The organism is Rhodococcus sp. DMU2021 (assembly GCF_019641445.1).
GTDB classification, from domain to species: domain Bacteria; phylum Actinomycetota; class Actinomycetes; order Mycobacteriales; family Mycobacteriaceae; genus Rhodococcus; species Rhodococcus pyridinivorans.
Map to the genome: position 1 here is coordinate 420,962 of NZ_JAIFKB010000004.1, position 20,866 is coordinate 441,827.

The window sequence follows — 20,866 nt, forward strand, 5'->3', positions numbered from 1 at the left end:
CGCGGGGACAGCACGAATGGTCAGGACGAAGCAGCGTCGCGGACGCAGGATCGTGGTCGTGGGGGCGCTGCTCGTCCTGGCGATCGTGCTGGTGCTCTGGTACATGCTCGCGGGGCGGCTGGACATCCCGTCGCCGATTCCTACCCCGCCCGGGCCGGAGGAGCCGCAGTCGCAGCCGGCCTCGTGCCCCGACGTGCAGGTCGTCGCGGTGCCGGGCACCTGGGAGTCCGCGGTGGGCGACGATCCGTACGCTCCGGCCGCGAACCCGTACTCGCTCATGCTCAACGTGACGAGGCCGCTGCAGGAGCGTTTCGATGCCCAACGCGCCGATGTCTACACGGTGCCGTACGTCGCGCAGTTCTCGAACCCCATTGCGATCCCGCCGGACGGCCAGCAGTCCTACAACAACAGCCGCAGTGAGGGATTCGCGGCCACCACCGAAATCCTCGCGCGACGCTCGGCCGAGTGCCCGCTGACCACCTACGTGCTCACCGGTTTCTCGCAGGGCGCCGTGATCGTGGGCGACGTCGCCGCGCAGATCGGTGCCGGCAACGGCCCGGTCCCCGCCGACCGGGTGCTCGGTGTCGCACTCGTTGCCGACGGTCGCCGCGACGGGGTCTCGGGCACCGACATCGGTGCGCCCGTCGCCGGAGTGGGCGCCGAACTGTCGCTCGACGGCCTGCGGCTGCCGGGGATCACAATGACCGGCGCGCGTCCCGGTGGCTTCGGGGAGCTCGACGACCGCACGATCCAAATCTGCGCGCCCACGGACAGTATCTGTGACGCACCACCGAACGCGCTGAATCCCGCCAACTGGATGTCGGCCGCTCCGCGCCTGCTCGAGTACGTCAACAACCCGATCCACGCGATGTACAACACCTACGTCGTGGACGAGAACGGCACGACCGCGACGCAGTGGATCGCGAACTGGGCGGCGGAGAAGATCGATGCCGCACCGGAACCCGCAGAAGAATGAGGTGCAGCCGTCGCTGCACGCGGGGGAGGTTCGGGTCCGAGTGAACCCTCCCACATATTACTCGCCGGTAGTGTCCGATCTCACCACCCGGTACACTCGAAAGACGGGCTGCCTTTAGACTCATCCCTCGGCTGCGGCCCGGCCGTCCGGGATCGTGGCGCACGACGACTGCCACAGGAGAAGAGGTTCATGGTGCCAGTGACGGCACGGCGAACGGCCGGCCCCCTCCGGGGGCGTAGCGACGGCCCGCGACCGGGAATGATCCTTGTCACGAGCTCTCGCCTCGGTCGGGCGTACGTACCGGGGCGCCGATCCTGGGCAGCAGAGGGCGGCGGGTTGCACCGTCGGTCGGTGTCGGCGTCGAAAAACCCTCGCACACAATCGGATCGTGTGCTCGTCTCGTTCGACGGGCGCGGAATGTGTGTGTGAAGACGACCATGTCGTATCTTTGTGTTTCCCGTGTGCGAGGGGAAGCGTTCTTCCCGGCGACCGCACTTTGCGTGGGTGCGCGTGATGCCGATCTGTAACATATTCGTGATCTGGGGTCGATGGACACGTTCGAGGAACGGACCGCCGGAAGCCGTGGGGGGCGGTATCGGTACGACGATCCGCCGGCGCGGAGGAAAAGTTAGTGGCGCAACCATGTCGAGTGGTTGTGGGATCGCTTCGACAGGGAGAAGGAATTGAGCGTCGGGTTCGAAGAGTTCATCGATGAGAACGGGCGGATCAGGCTGCCTGAAGGGCAGACCCTGCTCGATCACCTCGAGGGGAACTTCGCTTCAAACGGTGACGACCTCGCCTACCGGTACATCGACTACTCGCGGGAACGCGACGGCGAGGTGCACGAGCTGACCTGGGATCAGTTCGGCGTGCGCATCAAGGCCATCGCCGCGCGCCTGCAACAGGTCACCGCTCCCGGCGACCGCGTCGCGATCCTCGCTCCGCAGGGCCTCGACTACGTCGTGTCCTTCTTCGCCGCGATCTACGCCGGCACCATCGCCGTGCCGCTGTTCGATCCCGACGAGCCCGGCCACACCGATCGCCTGCACGCCGTTCTCGGCGACTGCACCCCCAGCGCGATCCTCACCGCCACCTCGTCCGCGGCCGGCGTGCGGCAGTTCTTCCGCCCGCTCCCCGCTGCGCAGCGTCCCCGCGTGATCGCCGTCGACGCCATCCCCGACTCGGTCGCCGAGTCCTGGAACCGGCCGCCCATCGGCACCGACGACATCGCGTACCTGCAGTACACCTCCGGCTCGACCCGCGTTCCCGCCGGCGTCGAGATCACTCACCGCTCGGTGCTCACCAACGTCATCCAGATGGCCGACTCCATCGAACTCGACGAGTCGTCGCGCGGCGTGACCTGGCTGCCGCTGTTCCACGACATGGGCCTGCTCACGGTGATCCTGCCCGCGGTCGGCGGCAAGTACATCACCATCATGAGCCCGCGTGCCTTCGTGGCCCGGCCGAGCCGCTGGATCCGCGAGCTCGCCGCCGTCTCCGACGGTGCCGGCACCTTCGCCGCCGCCCCGAACTTCGCGTTCGAGCACGCTGCGGCACGCGCGGTCCCCAAGCCGGGCGAAGAACTCGACCTGAGCAACGTCATCGGCCTGATCAACGGCAGCGAGCCGGTCACCACGTCGTCGATGCGCAAGTTCAACGAGGCATTCGGGCCCTACGGTCTGCCCCGCACGGCGATCAAGCCGTCCTACGGCATGGCCGAGGCCACCCTGTTCGTCTCCTCCACCCGTCACAGCGACGAGGCGAAGGTCATCTACGTCGACCGCACCGCACTCAACGCGGGCCGGGTCATGCGCGTCGAGCCCGATGCCGAGAACGCCATCCCGCAGGTCTCCTGCGGTTACGTCGCACGCAGCCAGTGGGCCGCGATCGTCGACGCCGAGACCGGCACCGAGATGCCCGACGAGCAGGTCGGCGAGATCTGGCTGCACGGCGAGAACATGGGCATCGGCTACTGGGGTCGCAAGGAAGAGACCGACAACACCTTCCACAACCGCATCACCAAGCGTCTGGCCGAGGGCAGCCACGCCGAGGGCACCCCGGACGACAGCAAGTGGCTGCGCACCGGCGACTACGGCGTCTACATCGACGGCGAGCTCTACATCACCGGTCGCGTCAAGGACCTCGTGATCGTCGACGGCCGCAACCACTACCCGCAGGACCTCGAGTTCTCGGCGCAGGAGGCCAGCTCCGCGCTGCGTCCCGGCTTCGTCGCGGCGTTCGCGGTGCCGGCCAACCAGCTGCCGCGCGAGGTGTTCGACAACGACGCCTCCGGCCTGCAGTTCGATGCCGACGATTCGTCGGAGCAGCTCGTGATCGTCGCCGAGCGCGCTCCCGGCGCCGGCAAGGCCGATCCGCAGCCGATCGCCGACGCGGTACGTGCCGCGATCTCGTCCCGGCACGGTGTCACCGCCCGCGACGTGCTGCTCGTGCCGGCCGGTTCGATCCCCCGTACGTCCAGCGGAAAGATCGCGCGTCGGGCGTGCAAGACCGCATATGTCGAGGGAACGCTGCGTGGTGGTTACCAGCAGCAGGCCTTCCCGGACAGCGTGTAAGAACGAATGTCCTCTTTCCCGGGTAGCGTGGTGGGTTGATGTCTGACACTGAAATGACGGTTGCGCAGCTGCGCGAATGGCTGCGCAACTGGATCGCCGACGCGACCGGGCAGCCGGTCTCCCAGATCTCGGACGATCGTCCGATGGAGGAGTTCGGGCTGTCCTCCCGGGACGCCGTCGCCATGGCGGGTGAGATCGAGGAACTCCTCGGTGTCACCCTCAACGCGACGATCGCCTACCAGCACCCGACGATCGCGTCGCTCGCGACGCGCATCATCGAAGGTGAGCCCGAGGCACCCGCCGAGGACGACTCCGCCCTGTACACGGTCGGTGCCGCGGCGGGTTCGAAGGACGTCGCCATCGTCGGTCTGTCCACCCGTTTTCCGGGCCACGTCGACACCCCCGAACAGATGTGGGAGCTGCTCGCGTCCGGACGCGACGGCATCTCCGATCTGCCCGAGGGCCGCTGGTCGGAGTTCGAGAACGATCCCGCCGTGTGGGAGTCGATCCGCAACGCCAACACCAGGGGCGGCTACCTCGACGACGTCAAGGGCTTCGACGCCGAGTTCTTCGCGATGTCGCCGCGCGAGGTCGAGATGGTCGACCCGCAACAGCGCCTCGCGCTGGAGCTGACCTGGGAAGCACTCGAGCACGCGCACATCCCGCCGAGCGACCTCAAGGGCGGCTCGGTCGGTGTGTTCATCGGCAGCTCGGCGAGCGACTACATGCTCCTCGCGGTCGGCGATCCGTCCGCAGCGCATCCCTACGCGCTCACCGGCACCTCCACCGCGGTCATCGCGAACCGCGTGTCGTACTTCTACGACTTCCACGGCCCGTCGGTCACGCTCGACACGGCGTGCTCGTCGTCGCTGGTCGCCGTGCACCAGGCCGTACGTGCGCTGCGTAACGGCGAAGCCGACGTCGCCCTCGCCGGTGGCGTCAACATGCTGCTCGCCCCGGCCGGCACCCTCGGCTTCGACGAACTCGGCGTCATGGCACCCGACGGCCGCATCAAGGCGTTCTCCGCCGACGCCGACGGCATGATCCGCGCCGAGGGCGGGGGTCTCGTCGTGCTCAAGCGTCTCGAGGACGCCGAGCGCGACGGCGACGACATCCTCGCGGTGATCGCCGGTTCGGCCGTCAACCAGGACGGCCGCTCCAACGGCCTGGCCGCTCCCAACCCCGAAGCGCAGGTCGACGTGCTGCGCCGCGCCTACCGCGACGCGCAGATCCTGCCGTCCGGTGTCGACTACATCGAGGCGCACGGCACCGGCACGGTACTCGGCGACCCGATCGAGGCCGACGCGCTCGGCCGCGTCGTCGGTCGTGGCCGCGAGGACGACAAGCCGGTCCTGCTCGGTTCGGCCAAGACCAACTTCGGTCACCTCGAGTCCGCCGCGGGTGCGGCCGGTCTCATCAAGGTCGTTCTCGCGATGCAGAACGATCAGCTGCCCCCGACGCTCAACTACACCGCGCCCAACCCGTACATCCCGTTCGACAGCGCGCACCTGAAGGTCATCCCCGAGGGCGCGAAGTGGCCGCGCTACACCGGTCGCGCCGTCGCCGGTGTATCCGGCTTCGGTTTCGGTGGCACGAACGCGCACGTCGTCGTGCGCGAGTACACCGGCCCCGAGGGGCTCGAAGCGTCCGAGGCCGAGGTCGAGGTCCTGCCGGAGGAGATCCCCGCCGCGGAGACCACCGAGCAGGCCCGCGAGCTGCCCGTCCTGCTCGCCGTCTCCGCTGCGATGCCGTCGCGTCGCCGCCGTGCCGCCGCCGATCTCGCCGACTGGCTCGAGACCGAGAAGGGCAGCACGACGCCGCTCGCCGACGTCGCCCGCACGCTCGCTCGTCGCAACCACGGCCGGTCCCGCGCGATCGTCGTGGCGAGCAACCACGGTGAGGCGATCGCCGGTCTGCGTGCCGTCGCCGCCGGCAAGCCCGCGCAGGGCGTGTTCACCGCCGACGCTCCCGCCTCCAAGGGCGCGGTGTGGGTGCTCTCCGGCTTCGGTGCCCAGCACCGCAAAATGGCCAAGCAGCTGTACCTGGAGAACCCGGTCTTCGCGGCGGCCGTCGACGAGGTCGACGAGCTGATCTACGACGAGTCGGGCTACTCCATGAAGGAGAAGTTCCTCGACGACGCGCAGGACTACGACGTCGAGACGGCGCAGGTCGGCATCTTCACGATCCAGATCGGTCTCGCCGCGCTGCTGCGCCACCACGGTGCCGCGCCCGCCGCGGTCGTCGGCCACTCGATGGGTGAGGCCGCCGGCGCCTACATCTCGGGCGGACTCTCGCTCGAGGACGCCGTGCGCGTCATCTGCTCGCGTTCGCGTCTGATGGGTGAGGCCGAATCCGGCCTGACCGGCGACGACATCCGCCTCATGGCGCTCGTCGAGTACAGCGCCGCCGAGATCACCGACGTGCTGCCCGACTTCCCGCAGCTCGAGGTCTGCGTCTACGCGGCGCCGACGCACACCGTCATCGGTGGCCCGCAGGAGCAGGTCAACGCGATCGTCGCGCGTGCCGAGGCCGAGGAGAAGTTCGCCCGGGTCCTGCAGACCAAGGGTGCGAGCCACACCTCGCAGGTCGATCCGATCCTCGGCGAGCTCGCGGCCGAGCTCGCCGGCATCGAACCGCACCGCCTGAAGGTCGACCTGTACTCGTCGGTCGATCAGGAGACCCTCTACCGCGCAGGTCACGAGGGCATCCACGACGTGGAGTACTGGACCAAGGGCATGCGCCACAGCGTGTACTTCACGCAGGCGATCCGGCAGGCGCTGTCCGACGGGCACACCACCTTCGTCGAGCTCAACGCCAACCCCGCGACGCTCATGTCGGTCGCGGCGACGGCCTTCGACGCCGGTGTGCAGGACGGCCAGTTCATCCAGACGCTCAAGCGCAAGGAGGACGAGTCCCTCGGTGTGCTGGCCGCGCTCGCGCAGTTGTACGTGCACGGGCAGTCCGTCGATCTGAGGACGCTGCTGCCGGAAGGCGACTACGCCGACCTGCCGCGCACCGCCTTCCTGCGCAAGCCGTACTGGGTCGACGCCAGCATCGGCACCTCCGGCAGCGGCCGCGCGCCCGGCGCCCGGGTCGCACTGCCCGACGGCCGCTACGTGTGGGAGGTGCAGGCATCCGCCGTCACCGATGCGGCCGAGCTGGTCGTCGCGGCGGCCTCGCAGGTGCTGTCCGATGTCACGCTCACCGCGTCCATCCCGCACACCGACGTCCCCGCGACCGGCACCCTCACCACGACGCTCACCCGGCACCCGGGTGGCGCGTCACTGCAGGTGCACGCGAACACCGGCGACGGTTTCACGCTCGTCCACGAGGGTGTCGTCACCTCCGGTGAGCCGCTGCCCGCGCCCGTCGCGGTGGCCGCGAAGCCGGCCGCGCAGGCCGAGGAGCTTCCCGAGGTCGTCGAGTCGTTCGGCGACCAGTGGGATCCCAACGGATCGCAGAGCCTCGACGACCGCCTGACGCTGATCGTCGCCGAGTCCATGGGTTATGCGCCCGAGGATCTGCCCGCCGAGATCCCGCTCATCGAGCTGGGCCTCGACTCGCTCATGGCGGTCCGCATCAAGAACCGCGTCGAGTACGAGTTCGACATCCCGCAGCTGCAGCTGTCGGCGGTCAAGGACGCGAGCCTGCGCGACGTCGCGAAGTACCTGCGATACGCCGTCGAGAACCGCGAGGAGGTCGCGCAGCTCGCCGAGCAGCAGGCCGCCGAGAAGGCAGCCGAACGCGCCGCCGCTGCGAACGGCGAGGACCTCCCGCAGGTCGCGGAGCAGGTCGAGCTTCCCCCGCTCGAGGACACCACCGCGGTGGGCGAGGCCGAGCAGATTCTCGCCGAAGCCGAAGCCGAAGCCGAAGCCGAAGCCGAAGCCGAAGCCGAAGCCGAAGCCGAAGCCGAAGCACAGACCGCGCCCGAGACGGCCGAGCCCGAGCAGGAGTCGAGCGGTGTCGACGTGCCGCCGCGCGACGCCGCGGAACGGTTGACCTTCGCCTCGTGGGCCGTGGTCACGGGCAAGTCGGCCAAGGGCATCTTCAACCCGTTGCCGAAGCTCGACCGCGATGTCGCCGAGAAGCTCGCGGCACGGCTGACCGAGCGGGCCGAGGGTGAGATCACCGTCGACGACGTGCTCTCCGCCCCGACCGTCGAGCAGCTCGCCGAGACCGTCCGTCAGCATCTCGAATCCGCCGATCGCATCGACGGACTCGTGCGCACCCTGCGGCCCCGCGCCGAGGGATCGGACACCGTGCCGGTCTTCGTCTTCCACCCCGCGGGTGGTTCGACGGTCGCGTACGAGCCGCTGCTGCGCCGCCTGCCCGCGCACACCCCGGTGTTCGGTTTCGAGCGCACCGAGGGCCCGATCGACACCCGCGCACAGGCGTACCTGCCGCTCATCAAGGAGATCCAGGGCGACGGCCCGTACGTGCTGTGCGGCTGGTCGCTCGGCGGTGTCCTGGCCTACGCGGTGGCCCGTCTGCTCCGCGAGGAGGACAAGGACGTGCGTCTCGTCGGCCTCATCGACACCGTCATGGCCGGTGAGAAGGTCGAGGACACGCCCGACGAGATCCGCAAGCGCTGGCAGCGTTACTCGGCGTTCGCGAAGAAGACCTACGGGGTCGACGCGCCGCTGCCCTACGACCTGCTGGCCGAGGCCGGCAGCGACGAGGAGCAGATCGGCATCCTGATGGGTCTGCTCGAGCTGAGCGGGGCGCAGATCCCCGGCGGCATCATCGAGCACCAGCGCACGTCGTGGCTCGACAACCGCGCCATCCAGACCGCGGATCTGCTGCCCTACGACGGCAAGGTCGTGCTGTACATGGCCGACAAGTATCACGACGACGCGATCGATCTCGAGCCGGCCTTCGGGACCCGGCTGCCCGACGGTGGGTGGGGCGAGGTCGTCGCGGATCTCGAGGTCGTGCACGTCGGCGGCGATCACCTGCAGATCGTCGACGAGCCGTACATCTCGAAGGTGGGGGAAGACCTGACCCGCAAGCTGGCCGACATCGAGGCCTCGAGGAGCTGAACGAAGAAGTGAGCACCACGGCACAGAAGCTGGCCGAGCTGCGCGAGAAGCTGGAGATCGCGAAGGAGCCTGCCGGCGAACTCGCGATCGCCAAGCGCGCGAAGAAGGGCATCCCGAGCGCTCGCGAGCGCATCGACATGCTGCTCGACAGGGGCAGTTTCGTCGAGATCGGCGCGCTGATGAAGACGCCCGGCCGCGACGATGCGATGTACGGCGACGCCGTCGTCGTCGGGCACGGCACGGTCGACGGCCGCCCGGTCGCGGTGTTCTCCCACGACCAGACCGTCTTCGGCGGCAGCGTCGGTGAGATGTTCGGCCGCAAGGTCGCCGCGGTCCTCGACTTCGCCCTCAAGATCGGTTGCCCCGTCGTCGGCATCAACGACTCCGGTGGTGCCCGCGTGCAGGACGCCGTCACCTCGCTCGCCTGGTACGGCGAGATCGGCAAGCGTCACGAGCCGCTGTCGGGTCTGTGCCCGCAGATCTCGGTGATCGTCGGCAACTGCGCCGGTGGTGCGGTCTACGCGCCGATCAACACCGACGTCGTGGTCGCCACCGAAGGCGCCCACATGTTCGTCACCGGCCCGGACGTCATCAAGGCGGTCACCGGTGAGAACGTGAGCCTCGAGGAGCTCGGCGGTGCCCGTCAGCAGGCCGAGTACGGCAACGTGCACCACGTCGCGCCGGATGAGAAGGCCGCTTTCGAGTGGGTGCGGCAGTACCTGAGCTACATGCCGTCCAACGCGCAGGAGAAGCCTCCGATCATCAATCCCGGTCTCGAACCGGAGCTCACGCCCGACGATCTCGAACTCGACACGTTCATGCCCGACGCCGACAACTCCGGCTACGACATGCACGACATCCTGCTGAAGATCTTCGACGACGGCGAGTTCCTCGAGGTCCGCTCACAGACCGCGCCGAACATCATCACCGGCTACGCCCGCGTCGACGGCCGGGCGGTGGGCGTGGTGGCGAACCAGCCGCTGTACCTGTCGGGTGCCCTCGATGCGGCTGCTGCCGACAAAGCCGCGCACTTCGTGCGCGTGTGCGACGCCTACGACATCCCGCTCGTGTTCGTCGTCGACACCCCCGGCTTCCTGCCCGGTGTCGAGCAGGAGAAGATCGGCGTCATCAAGCGTGGCGGCCGCTTCTTGTTCTCATATGTCGAGGCGTCGGTCCCGAAGGTGACCGTCGTGGTCCGCAAGGCCTACGGCGGCGGTTACGCCGTGATGGGGTCGAAGCAGCTCGGCGCCGACATCAACTTCGCGTGGCCCACCGCGCGTATCGCCGTGATGGGTGCCGAATCGGCTGTCGCGGTGATCGGTCGCCGGCAGATCGAGGCCGCGGGCGAGAACGCTCCCGCGGTGCGCCAGCAGCTCATCAACTTCTACAACGAGCACGTGGCCACGCCGTACATCGCGGCCGAGCGCGGATACGTCGACGCGGTGATCGAGCCGTCGACCACCCGTCTCGAGATCCGCAAGGCGCTGAACCTTCTTCGCGACAAGGAAGTGTTCAAGAACCCGCGGAAGCATCACCTGCTGCCGCTGTAGAGCCGTTGCCGACGGGGCCTGTGCACCAGTGCGTGCACCGGCCCCGTCGTGTGTATCCGACGCCGCCCCACCGGGCCTGGGGTCAGGGCACGGTCCAGGAACCCCGGCCCGGCAGGAAGGTGATGTCGGTGGTCGTCACGACCGCCTCGATACGTCCGGAGCCGGTCTCGAACCAGGGGTATTCCCATCCTGCGGAGGGGATGGGCGGGTAGATCGGCAGGGTGACGGTGCCACGCTGTCCGGTGGTGACGTTCGTCCAGTTCACGAGGCACGGGCACTGGAAGCTGCTGCCGAATCGCGAGAAGCCGGGACGCTCGGGGTCCACACCGACGGTCACGCCCTCGTTGACGAGGAGACCTCCCCACCCTGCGGAACCGGTGCCACCGACCGCGCCGATCACAGGGCTCAGGGTCGTAGCCGCCACAGGCTCCGCGGACGCTGCGGGAGCGGTGACCACACCGAGCGCGAGCGCCGCGCCCAGGGCTGCCGTGAATGCGATCTTTCTCGAGGTCGTCATGCCCTGTGTGTCGCCCGTCGGCGTCACTTCCGTTACTCGCGCCTCATCCGTCACTCGTAGACGCGCATCGGCGCGGGTTTCCACAACCCGGACCTCGTCACCTCGGTGGTGGTCAGTTCGGCCGGCTGCGCATTCGGGTAGAAGCGCACGTACCGCTCCACCGAACCCCAGTCGCGCCCCCAGTCGTTCTCGAGGTAGGTGGGCACCTGCTCGGGTCGCGCCAGGACCTCCGCGAAGCCGAGCGGGCCACCGTTGTCGGCCGACTGCCAGGTGTCGGTCGACGACACCGCGAGCGGACGGTCGGGGAGGACCCGGTAGTTCGGCATCTCGGCCACACCGGCCCAGTGGTCGAACGGCCGCTGGCACGGGAACTGCAGACCCACGGCCCAGTCAAGCAGGAGCGGCTGCTCGGAACCGAGCTGGGCGTCGAGCCGCTCGAGGGTGGGGACGCGCGGCGGCGTGAACGCCAGCCACTGGTCGCCGGTGAGGTTGGGGTCGTTGGCGACGATGCGGACGGCGTCGACGTCGTCGGGCAGGTCGGCGAGCGGCACACGCAGGTTCCGCCACGACGGTGCGGGGCCGATGTCGCGCGGCAGGTAGGTGCCCTTCGCCTCGACGCTGCCGTCGGCCTGGCGGGTGCCGTACTCGACGAGCAGCGACTGGCCGTAGGTCAGTGCACCGGTGTCGTCGTACGACCAGATGCGACCGGCCGCGGAGATGATCACCAGCGGCGTCTCGTCGGTGATCCCGGGAAGGGCGTACCAGCTGGAGGTGAGCGCGGCGGGTTCCTGCACACCCTCCTGGTAGCTGCCGAGCACCGGGGTGACGGACGGGTCGAGCCCGAAGGGCAGACGCACGGTGCTGCCGTTGACGGTCTGCTCACCGGAACCACCCGTGGTGCCGCCGCCCGCGCCCGTCTCGAAGGTCGGGCCGACGCTCTGGTTGTCGGTGTTGCCCTGGCCCGGCTTGACCTCGACGTAGTCGGCGGTCAGGTCGGACGGCACGCCGTCGGGAGTGAAACCGCGCGGCGCCGCACCGGCGAGCGGGTCGTCGTTTGCCGGCGGATAGGCGGGGTCGATGATCGGTTCGAGGCGTCCCTCGTTGGGGTCGGCCTCGACGAGCACGTCGTTCGCGAGACCGCAGGTCTGCCCGGCGACCGCCCCGATGTTGGAGCGAGCGAGCGAGTACGCCGGGTATTGCGACACCGCGCCCTTGAGCAGCGACAGCACCTCGAACAGCACCATCACCGCGGCGACGACCGTGAGCGGCGCAGCCGCGAGGGCGCGGATCCGCCGGCCCTTCTTCGTCTCGGGGGACTCCGGCGGCGGTGCGTAGCCCTCGCGGAGGTACTGCCACGCGACGAGCACCAGGGCGAGACCGAACAGGACCAGGAACAGCGAGCTCGACTGGTAGCCGCTCAGCGAGACGGTCTTGTCGAACCACGGCACGCCGTAGCTCGAGACGTACCACCAGCCGTTGATGCCGGCGAACGACACCGCCAGGACGAACAGCACTCCGGCGAGGAAAATCGTGCGGTTGCGCCGCGACCGCAATGCGCTCGCGGAGACCACGACGGCCGTGACCGTCGCGAGCGATCCGGCGATGCCTGCGTACGCCCCGAAGTGGTGGGTCCACTTCGTGGGGTTGAACATCATGAAGAAGATCGTGCCGAAGACGATGCCGAGCAGACGCCAGGTCGGGCTCACGGCGACGCCGGGGATCCGGCGGCGGCGCAGCAGCACGAACAGCGTCGTGAACAGGCACAGCAGCATCGTGAGGAACGCGAAGCGGCGCGGCAGTGAACCGTCGACGGTCTGCACCATCAGGTAGTAGTAGCGGAGGAAGTCGTTCCACCACTCCTCGTTGGGGCCGATGATGGTGCGCACGCGGGTCGCCTCGAGGACCGCGGCGAGGGTCTGGTCGGAGAACACCACGACGAGCACGAGCATCCCGGCGGCGCCGATCGGGGCGAGCAGTGGCAGGGTGCCGACCTCGCGGTGGCGGCGCACGATGATCCGCGTCATCGGCCGGATGCCGGCGATGAGCGCGGCGATACACATCAGGCCGGTCGGTGCAGCGGCGAGGGTGAAGGCGCCGATGAACACCGCCGTCGCGGCGGGCAGCAGACGACCGGTCGCGATGGCGCGTTCGATCGAGCACCAGGTCAGCAGCGCACCGAGCGCGACGATCGGCTCGGGCCGCAGACCGTTGTTGTAGGGCAGCCAGAAGGCGAGGAAGACCAGTCCGCCGGTCCACAGTGCGATGCGGTTGTGCCGCACGGCCCGGCCGAGACGCGGCACCACCTCACGGCTGATGACCATCCAGCACAGGATTCCGGCGATCAGTGCCGGGATGCGCATCCATGGGCTGGCCGTGGAGATCTTCGCGAACGCCGCCAGCACGTCGTAGTACCAGCCGAAGGGAGCTTCGGGGACACCGAACCAGCGGAAGTAGTTGGCCATGTAGCCGGAGTTCTCCGCCGCCCGGGCCATGGTCAGCAGGTAGCCGTCGTCCGAGGTGTTCGCGCCGAAGAAGTGCCAGCCGACGAGCGTGAGGACCACGACGACGTCGACGCCGGTGAACTTCCACCAGCGGGACGGCAGGAAGCGGCGGTGACCGCGACCGTCCGTGCCGTCGAGCTTGGCCAGCGCGCCGAGCGCGAGTGCCGTCGACAGCACCGCGAGGACCATCGCGAGGGACTTGACCAGCGTCGGCGACGACGTGAACCGGGAATCGACATCGACGGTGACGTCGAGGCCGGGAACCGCGGTCGGCAGGTCGCTGAACACGCCCACGACGAGCGGCCGCAGGTCGCCGGTGAGCTCACCCGACCGCGGGTTGCCGTTCTCGTCCGAGAGGCCGACGAACTCGGCGGTGGTGCGTTCGGAGTCGGAGAAGATCTGCAGTTCGCTGCACGCACCCGACTCGACGTCGGCGCGCGGCGCGGTCGCGACCACCACGTTGCGGTCGAGCACGTCGACGTTCTCGGCGCCGACCCGCACGAACATCGCGTTGAGGGCGGCGTCCTGCCCGTTGGTGGGGGCGGTCGCGAGCAGCATCCCGCCGTCGCCGGGCATCTCCGCGACGGCGCTGCACGGCACGGTGGCGCGGAGCTGGAGGGGGACCTGCGACATCAGCGGCAGTTCGACGTCGGTCGCCGCCGCGTCCTGCGGCCACGACATCGTCGCCTCGGTCACGCGGACCGGGAGAAACGGTGTGGCCAGCGCCAAGATCATGCCGAGCAACCCGGCGACGACGGCGACGAGTCGCGCAGTCCGGTACCGAGTGCGAAGGTCCTCGCCCATCGACCGGGGGGCGGTCGGAGCGGGCGCGGGTGAGGTCGTCACGTCGTCGGGCACGGGAGTCGATGGTATCCGGCGACGTGGTGTGACGGCACTCGCCCTTACTCCAGCAGGACGGGGACCCCGTCACGGATGCGGCCCGGCGACCACAGGCCGGAGCGGGTCGTCACGTCGGTGGTGACCTCCGCGGGGGAGGCATCCGGGTCGATCGGACGGTACTGCTCGAGCGATCCCCAGTCGCGATCCCAGTCGTGGTTCAGATAGGTGGGGACGGCCTCGGCGTTCAGCAGAAGCGGGATCCAGCCGAGCGGTCCGCCGCCGATGTCGTCCTGCCAGCCGTTCGTCGCGTCGGCCCCGACCCGGTCCGGGAGGATGCGGTACTCGGGGACCTCGGCGACACCGTTGCGGTGCCCGAAGGGTCGCTGGCACGGGAAGGCGAGACCCACCGACCAGTCGATGAGGACCGGGGCGTCGGATCCGACGACCTCCTGCAGGGTCTGCATGCGCGGCATCCGCGGCGGCGTGACCGCGACCCACTGGTCGGGGGAGAGGTCACCGTCGTCGACGACGATCCGCACGGCGTCGGCGTCGGCCGGGATCGCGTCGCTCGGCACGCGCAGGTTGCGCCAGGACGGCGACGGGCCGATGTCGATCGGGGCGAGCGTGGCCAGCGGCGTCACGTCGTCCCCGGATGACGAACCGAACTCCAGCAGCACGTCCTGACCGGGGGTGATGACACCGTCGGGGTCGACGTAGCGGATGCGTCCCGCCGCGGTTACGACCAGCAGCGGTGTCTCGTCGGTGCGCTCCGGCAGCGCGTACCAGCCGGATTCGAGTTCGGCGGACTGCTGCACGCCGGAGCGGTAGCTGCCGAGGACGGGCGTGGTCTGCGGGTCGAGGCCGAAGGGCAGCTTCACGGTGCTGCCGTTGATGCCCTCGTCGCTGGTGCGACCGCCCTCGGTGCCGGCGCTGGTGGATGTGGTGGTGCCGCCCTCCTCGCTGTCGACGGTGTTGGCGCCACCGGTCGTGGTGGTCTCCGCGTCGGCGGTGAGGTCGAGGGCCACGCCGTTCGGGGTGAAACCGACGGCCGTGCCCGCACCCAGGGCCTCGCCCGCATCACCGTCGAGGGGCTGAAGCATGGTCGCGTTCGGTTCGGACTCGACGAGCACCTCGTCGGCGAGTCCGCAGGAGTTGCCTGTGAGGGCCGCCGCGTTCGACTTGGCGATCGAATAGGCCGGGTACTGCGAGACCGCGCCCTTGAGCAGCGACAGCACCTCGAACAGCACCACCGCCGCCGCGACCAGCGTGAGCGGGGCCGACGCCAGGGCCCGCACCCTGCCGTTGCGGTCGGGTCGCGGCGTGGTGAACGGCTCGCGCAGGTGGAACCACGCGGCGAGGAGCAGGGCGAGCACCGTGAGGCCGAGCAGTGCCGTGGAGAAGGCGTAACCGGAGATCGACGGCGGCTTGTCCCACCACGGGATGCCGTAGCTCGAGACGTACCACCAGCCGTTCGAACCGGTGAAGGCCATCGCCAGGACGAACAGCACCCCGGCGGTGAACAGCGCCCGGTTGCGGGCCGATCGGATGCCGACCGAGCCCACTCCGATCGCGGCGAGCGCAGCCACCGACGCGGCCAGGCCCGCGTACACACCGAAGTGGTGTGTCCACTTCGTCGGCGTGAGCATCATGAGCAGCAACGACGCGAAGACGATGCCGAGGATGCGCCGCGAGGGTCCGATAGCGGTGCCCGGGATGCGGCCCTTGCGCAGGATCAGCATGACGCACACGACCAGGCACAACAGCATCACGAACACGCCGAACCGGCGGGCCAGCGAACCGTCGGGGGAGACGGTGAGCAGTGCGTCCCACCGCAGTCGCTCCTCGAACCACGGCACGTTCGGGCCCACGGCCGAACGCACGCGGGTCGCTTCGAGGACCGACGCGAGCGTCTGGTCGGCGAAGACGGCGATGAGCACGACGGTGCCCGACGCCAGGATCGGCGCGAGGGGCGCGACGACACCGACGAGATGCCGGCGCGCGATAAGAACCTTCACCAGCGGGCGCATCCCGGCGACGAGTGCGGCCACCGCGATCAGGCCGGTCGGGCCGGCGGCGAGCGAGAAGGCCGCGATGAGGACCGCGATCGCGGCGGGCAGCATGCGCCCGGTCGCGATCGCGCGTTCGATCGAACACCAGGTCAGCAGCGCACCGACCGCGATGATCGGCTCCGGGCGCAGACCGTTGTTGTAGGGGAGCCAGAAGGCGAGGAAGACCAGCCCGGCCGTCCACAGCGACACCCGGCTGTGCCGGACAGCGACGCCGAGCCGGGGGATGACCTCGCGGCTGATGACCATCCAGCACAGGATCGCCGCGATGAGCGTGGGCAGGCGCATCCACACGCTCGACGTCGAGACCTGTGCGAACACGACGAGCACGTCGTAGAACCAGCCGAACGGCGCCTCGGGCACACCGAACCAGCGGAAGTAGTTGGCCATGTATCCGGCGTCGCCGGACACCCGCGCCATGTTGAGGATGTAGCCGTCGTCCGAGGTGTTCGCGCCGATGATGTGCCAGAGCAGCAGAGTGCTCACGACCACCGCGTCCACGAGGGTGAACCGCCACCAGCGGGCCGGCAGGAACCGGCGCGCGCGGCGCCCGTCGATCCCGTCGAGTCGATGCAGAGCGACGAGGGAGACCAGCGTCGCGAGCGCGCACACGATCATCGCGAGGAGCTTGAGCACCGTGGGGGTCGAGGTGAACCGCGAGTCGAGCTCGGCGCGCACCGACAACCGCTCGGTGGAGTCGTCACCGTCGGGTTCGAAGGCGCCGGCCGGGCCGCCGAGGTCGCTGAAGACACCGACCATCTGCGGCCGCTCGTCGCCCTCGAGCTCGATCGCCACCGGCGGGTCGGCGCCCACGATCTCGGCGGCGGTGCGTTCGGAGTTCGATGCGACCGTCACGGCCGTACACGGCTCGTCGAGCGGCGCCGAGACGAGCACCGAGTTGCGCAGGACGGCCTCGACGGTGCCGGGAGCGCCGTCCTCACCGGGTATCGCGCGGATCACCAGGCCCTCCGCCGTGGCGTCGGGGGAGCCGGACGGGATGGTCGAGACGAGGGTGCCGCCGTCGGAACCGAGCTGCGCTGCTGCCGCGCACGGCACGCTGGCCCGCAGCGTGAGCGGGGCGTAGGTGACGAGCGGCGCCTCGACACTGTCGATGCTGCCGTTCTGCGGCCATTGCAGTTCGCCGGTTTCCTGCCGGACCGGCAGGAACGGAAGGGTCAGAGCCAGCACGAACCCGAGCAGTCCCGACACGATCGCGACGATCCGAGCTGTGCGGACGCACGATGTCGGGTCGGACGAATCGGTTTTCCCGGGCGAAGCGGTATCGGCTGGCACAAGCGTCGATGCTAGGCGAGTCCCGTCACGGGGCCGGCGCGTGCCGCTCCGCTCGCACCACTCGCGGGTACTCCGCGGTTCTGTCCGACCACGCCCGGAGCGATGCCTCCCGCCACTAGCATCGCTGTCTATGAGGACCTCCACCCCGATCGGGCGCGCTCTGCGCGCGGCGGGCATCGGGGAGGTCTGCGACGACTCGACCACGCGCGCGCTGTACTCGTCCGACGCTTCTCTCTATCGCGTCCCGCCACAGGCCGTGGTGCGCGCCCGATCGATCGACGACGTCGCCACGACCCTCGACGTGTGCCGCCGGGAAGGTGTCCCCCTCACCTCCCGCGGCACCGGCACCTCGCTCGCGGGCAACGCTGTCGGGCCTGGCGTGGTCATCGACTTCTCGCGTCACCTGAACCGGGTGCTCTCCGTCGACCCAGAGACCCGGACCGCGCGGGTGCAACCGGGTGTCGTGCAGGCCGAACTGCAGCGCGCCGCGGCACCGCACGGTCTGCGCTTCGGCCCCGATCCGTCCACCCATAACCGGTGCACGATCGGCGGGATGATCGGTAACAACGCGTGCGGGGCGCGGGCGCTCGGCTACGGCCGCACGTCCGACAACGTCGTCGCGCTCGAAGTGCTCACCGGCACCGGGCACCCGCTGTCGCTGCCCGGCGAGGATCCGGTGCTGGAACCGTTGCGGGAGATCGTCGCCCGCGACCTCGCGACCATCCGCACCGAATTCGGCCGCTTCGGCCGGCAGGTGTCGGGTTATGCACTCGAGCATCTGCTGCCGGAGAACGGTTTCGACGTCCGGAAGCTGTTCGTCGGTAGCGAGGGCACGCTCGGGATCACGACCGAGGCGACGGTGCAGCTGGTCGCCGACCCTGCCGTCCGCACGATGGTCGTGCTCGGCTATCCAGACATCGTCGCCGCCGGCAACGCCGCGCACGGACTACTGGGTTTCCGGCCCACGGCGTGCGAAGGGCTCGACTCGCGGATCGTCGACATCGTCCGGCACCGGCGCGGACCGCAGGCGGTACCGCCCCTGCCGTCGGGTGCGGCCTGGCTGTTCGTCGAACTGGCCGGTGACGACGCCGACGAGGTGCGCGGCCGGGCGAAGGCACTCGCGCAGGCCGCCGCCGCGACCGACGTCCTGCACGTCGAGGACCAGGCGCGTGCCGCTGCGCTGTGGCGTATCCGGGAGGAGGGAGCCGGCCTGTCGGCGAGAAGTCCGAAGGGACTGCCCGCGCACGCGGGATGGGAGGACGCCGCCGTCCCTGCCCACCGCGTCGGCGACTATCTCCGCGACTTCGAGGAACTGCTTGCCGGATACGACATCACCGGCTATCCCTACGGGCACTTCGCCGACGGCTGCATCCACATCCGCCTCGACATCCCCCTCGAGGTTCCGGGTCTGTTCCGCGAATTCCTTTTCGAGGCAGCTGAACTCGTCGCCGAATACGGCGGGTCGATGTCGGGGGAGCACGGTGACGGGCGTGCCCGGAGCGAACTGCTGCCCGTGATGTACTCACCCGACGCGCTCGCACTGTTCAGGGCCGTGAAGTCGGTCTTCGATCCGGAGAACGTCCTCAACCCCGGCGTGCTCGTCGACCCGCGGCCCGTCGACGCCGACCTGCGCGTCCCGGCAGCCGGGAAGATCCGGGAGGGCCTGACCTTCCGCTATCTCGAGGACGGCGGCGACTTCACGCAGGCAGTGCACCGGTGTACCGGGATCGGCAAGTGCCGCGCCGACAACACCGGCACCGGCGGGGTGATGTGCCCGTCCTTCCTCGCGACCCGTGAGGAGAAGGACTCCACCCGAGGACGTGCCCGGGTGCTGCAGGAGATGCTCAACGGTCACCTCGTCGACGAGTCGTGGCAGTCGCCGGAGGTGCACGAGACGCTCGATCTGTGCCTGTCGTGCAAGGGATGCCTGTCGGACTGCCCGACCGGGGTCGACATCGCAACCCTCAAATCCGAAGTGCTGCACCAGACCTACCGGGGACGACGACGGCCCGTCAGTCACTACGGTCTCGGCAGGCTGCCGCAGTGGGCGGCGATCGCCTCCCGTGCACCACGCGCCGTCAACGCCCTTGCACGCGCTCCGGGGGTCGCCCCGCTCGGGTTGACCGTCGCCGGTCTCGACCGCCGCCGCCGTGTACCGAGGTTCGCGCCCCGCACCTTCCGGAAGTGGTTCGCCGACACCCTCTCGCAACGATCCCGCACGGGCGACCCGGTGCTGCTGTTCGTCGACACTTTCACCGAGTACTTCACCCCGGAGATCGGGGTTGCCGCCGTGCGCGTGCTCGAAGCCGCCGGACACAGCGTGCACCTCACCGACGAACCCCGCTGCTGCGGCCTGACGTGGATCACAACCGGTCAGCTCGACCAGGCCCGGAAGATCCTGGGCCGCACCGTCGCCGAACTCTTCCGCAGCGGCATGCCGATCGTCGGTCTCGAACCGTCGTGTACCGCCGTCCTGCGTTCCGACGCGGTCGAACTGCTCGGGTCCGCACCTGCTCGCCTCGTGGCCGACAGCACCACGACCCTCGCCGAACTCCTCGCCGACTGGGAACCGCCGTCGCTGGACGGCACACGTATCGTCGCACAACCCCACTGCCACCACCACGCCGTCATGGGCTGGGGCGCCGACGCCGCCCTGTTGCGACGCGCGGGTGCCGACGTGCAGCGCCTCGCCGGCTGCTGCGGCCTGGCCGGGAATTTCGGAGTCGAACGCGGGCACTACGACGTGTCGGTGGCGGTCGCGCGAACCCAACTGCTGCCGGCCGTCGAGGCGGCATCCGACGACGCGGTGATCCTCGCCGACGGCTACTCGTGCCGTACCCAGCTGAGCGACCTCACGACGCGGCGCGGCACGCATCTGGCGGAGTTGCTGGCCTCACGACTGCCGTAGGCCCGGAGACGTCCTCACCCTCTACGCCGCCGTCCTCTGGTGCGTTCGCTTCGGGTGGGGCGCGGCCCGAGTTCGTAGGGGATCTTCAGGATGTGGCGGGTTTTGGCGTCGATGTCGCAGTTGCCCGACGCGACGGAGTGGAGGATGCCGTTGTAGACCAGGTCCCACAGGTCGGGGTTGCGTTGGATCTCACTGATCTTGAACGATTGGATTTCGTTGCCGTGGGCGTCTTTCAGTCGGAGCACACGGCTGTAGCCGTCTGCGGAAAAGCGGATGCGGGTGAGTTTGTATGTGTCGACCCAGCTGCTGCGCCATTGCACCCAACTGGCACCGGCTGCGGTCCAATGGTTCGCGGTAGCGCGAAACATCATCCAGGCGCCTACCGCCATGATGACCCACATGATCCACCAGTGGACCCAGCGGAAGTCTCCGTTGAGGACGGTGAGATACACGACCAAGAGCAAGACCATGGAAAGGGCACTAGCCTGGAGATTTCCTCTCATGCGGGCTGAGCCCGGCGTGTAAAGCACGGAAGTGCCTGTCCGGTAGTGGATTCTTGGCTTGTCGAAGGTCAAGTATCCGTCATCGAGAGAGGCACTCCGC

The 20,866-nt window shown here is 69.2% G+C and carries 9 protein-coding genes; 5 read left to right on the forward strand and 4 right to left on the reverse strand.

The window, feature by feature from the left end:
• Window positions 1-16: 16 nt before the first annotated feature.
• From K3M35_RS10330 to K3M35_RS10345, 4 genes are all read left to right on the forward strand, one after another.
• Window positions 17-976 (forward strand): cutinase family protein, encoded by a 960-nt coding sequence (locus tag K3M35_RS10330; protein ID WP_220666369.1) that lies wholly within the window; start codon window positions 17-19, stop codon window positions 974-976.
• A 683-nt stretch (window positions 977-1,659) separates the two neighbouring features.
• Window positions 1,660-3,549 (forward strand): long-chain-fatty-acid--AMP ligase FadD32, encoded by a 1,890-nt coding sequence (gene fadD32, locus K3M35_RS10335; protein WP_006553446.1) that lies wholly within the window; start codon window positions 1,660-1,662, stop codon window positions 3,547-3,549.
• A gap of 53 nt (window positions 3,550-3,602) precedes the next feature.
• Window positions 3,603-8,588, forward strand: a complete 4,986-nt coding sequence (pks13, locus tag K3M35_RS10340) for a polyketide synthase Pks13 (protein WP_220666384.1) — start codon at window positions 3,603-3,605, stop codon at window positions 8,586-8,588.
• An 8-nt stretch (window positions 8,589-8,596) separates the two neighbouring features.
• On the forward strand, window positions 8,597-10,138 hold the full coding sequence (locus tag K3M35_RS10345) for an acyl-CoA carboxylase subunit beta (RefSeq protein ID WP_064061903.1): 1,542 nt from the start codon (window positions 8,597-8,599) through the stop codon (window positions 10,136-10,138).
• Between the two features lie 82 nt (window positions 10,139-10,220).
• Here the strand turns inward: K3M35_RS10345 and K3M35_RS10350 are convergent, their stop codons facing one another.
• From K3M35_RS10350 to K3M35_RS10360, 3 genes are read right to left on the reverse strand one after another with little or no spacing between them, the layout of a single operon-like run.
• Window positions 10,221-10,655, reverse strand: coding sequence for a hypothetical protein (locus K3M35_RS10350; RefSeq protein ID WP_033097841.1), 435 nt, complete (start codon window positions 10,653-10,655; stop codon window positions 10,221-10,223).
• A 50-nt stretch (window positions 10,656-10,705) separates the two neighbouring features.
• Window positions 10,706-14,014, reverse strand: a complete 3,309-nt coding sequence (locus K3M35_RS10355) for an arabinosyltransferase domain-containing protein (RefSeq protein WP_220666370.1) — start codon at window positions 14,012-14,014, stop codon at window positions 10,706-10,708.
• A 44-nt stretch (window positions 14,015-14,058) separates the two neighbouring features.
• Window positions 14,059-17,355, reverse strand: coding sequence for an arabinosyltransferase domain-containing protein (locus K3M35_RS10360; protein WP_220666371.1), 3,297 nt, complete (start codon window positions 17,353-17,355; stop codon window positions 14,059-14,061).
• Window positions 17,356-17,485: 130 nt separating this feature from the next.
• Here K3M35_RS10360 and K3M35_RS10365 point away from each other — a divergent pair, with 130 nt between their 5' ends.
• The gene (locus K3M35_RS10365; RefSeq protein ID WP_220666372.1) at window positions 17,486-20,263 is read left to right on the forward strand and encodes an FAD-binding and (Fe-S)-binding domain-containing protein; all 2,778 of its coding nucleotides are present in this window, start codon (window positions 17,486-17,488) and stop codon (window positions 20,261-20,263) included.
• A 14-nt stretch (window positions 20,264-20,277) separates the two neighbouring features.
• Here the strand turns inward: K3M35_RS10365 and K3M35_RS10370 are convergent.
• Window positions 20,278-20,866 (reverse strand): hypothetical protein (locus tag K3M35_RS10370; RefSeq protein ID WP_374107757.1); only part of this gene is annotated, 589 nt, incomplete at its 5' end.

Coding starts and splice junctions, on each gene's coding strand:
- K3M35_RS10330 (WP_220666369.1), top strand. CDS start 17: ATGGTCAGGACGAAGCAGCGTCGCGGACGCAGGATCGTGGTCGTGGGG.
- pks13 (WP_220666384.1), top strand. CDS start 3,603: ATGACGGTTGCGCAGCTGCGCGAATGGCTGCGCAACTGGATCGCCGAC.
- K3M35_RS10350 (WP_033097841.1), bottom strand. CDS start 10,655: ATGACGACCTCGAGAAAGATCGCATTCACGGCAGCCCTGGGCGCGGCG.
- K3M35_RS10365 (WP_220666372.1), top strand. CDS start 17,486: ATGAGGACCTCCACCCCGATCGGGCGCGCTCTGCGCGCGGCGGGCATC.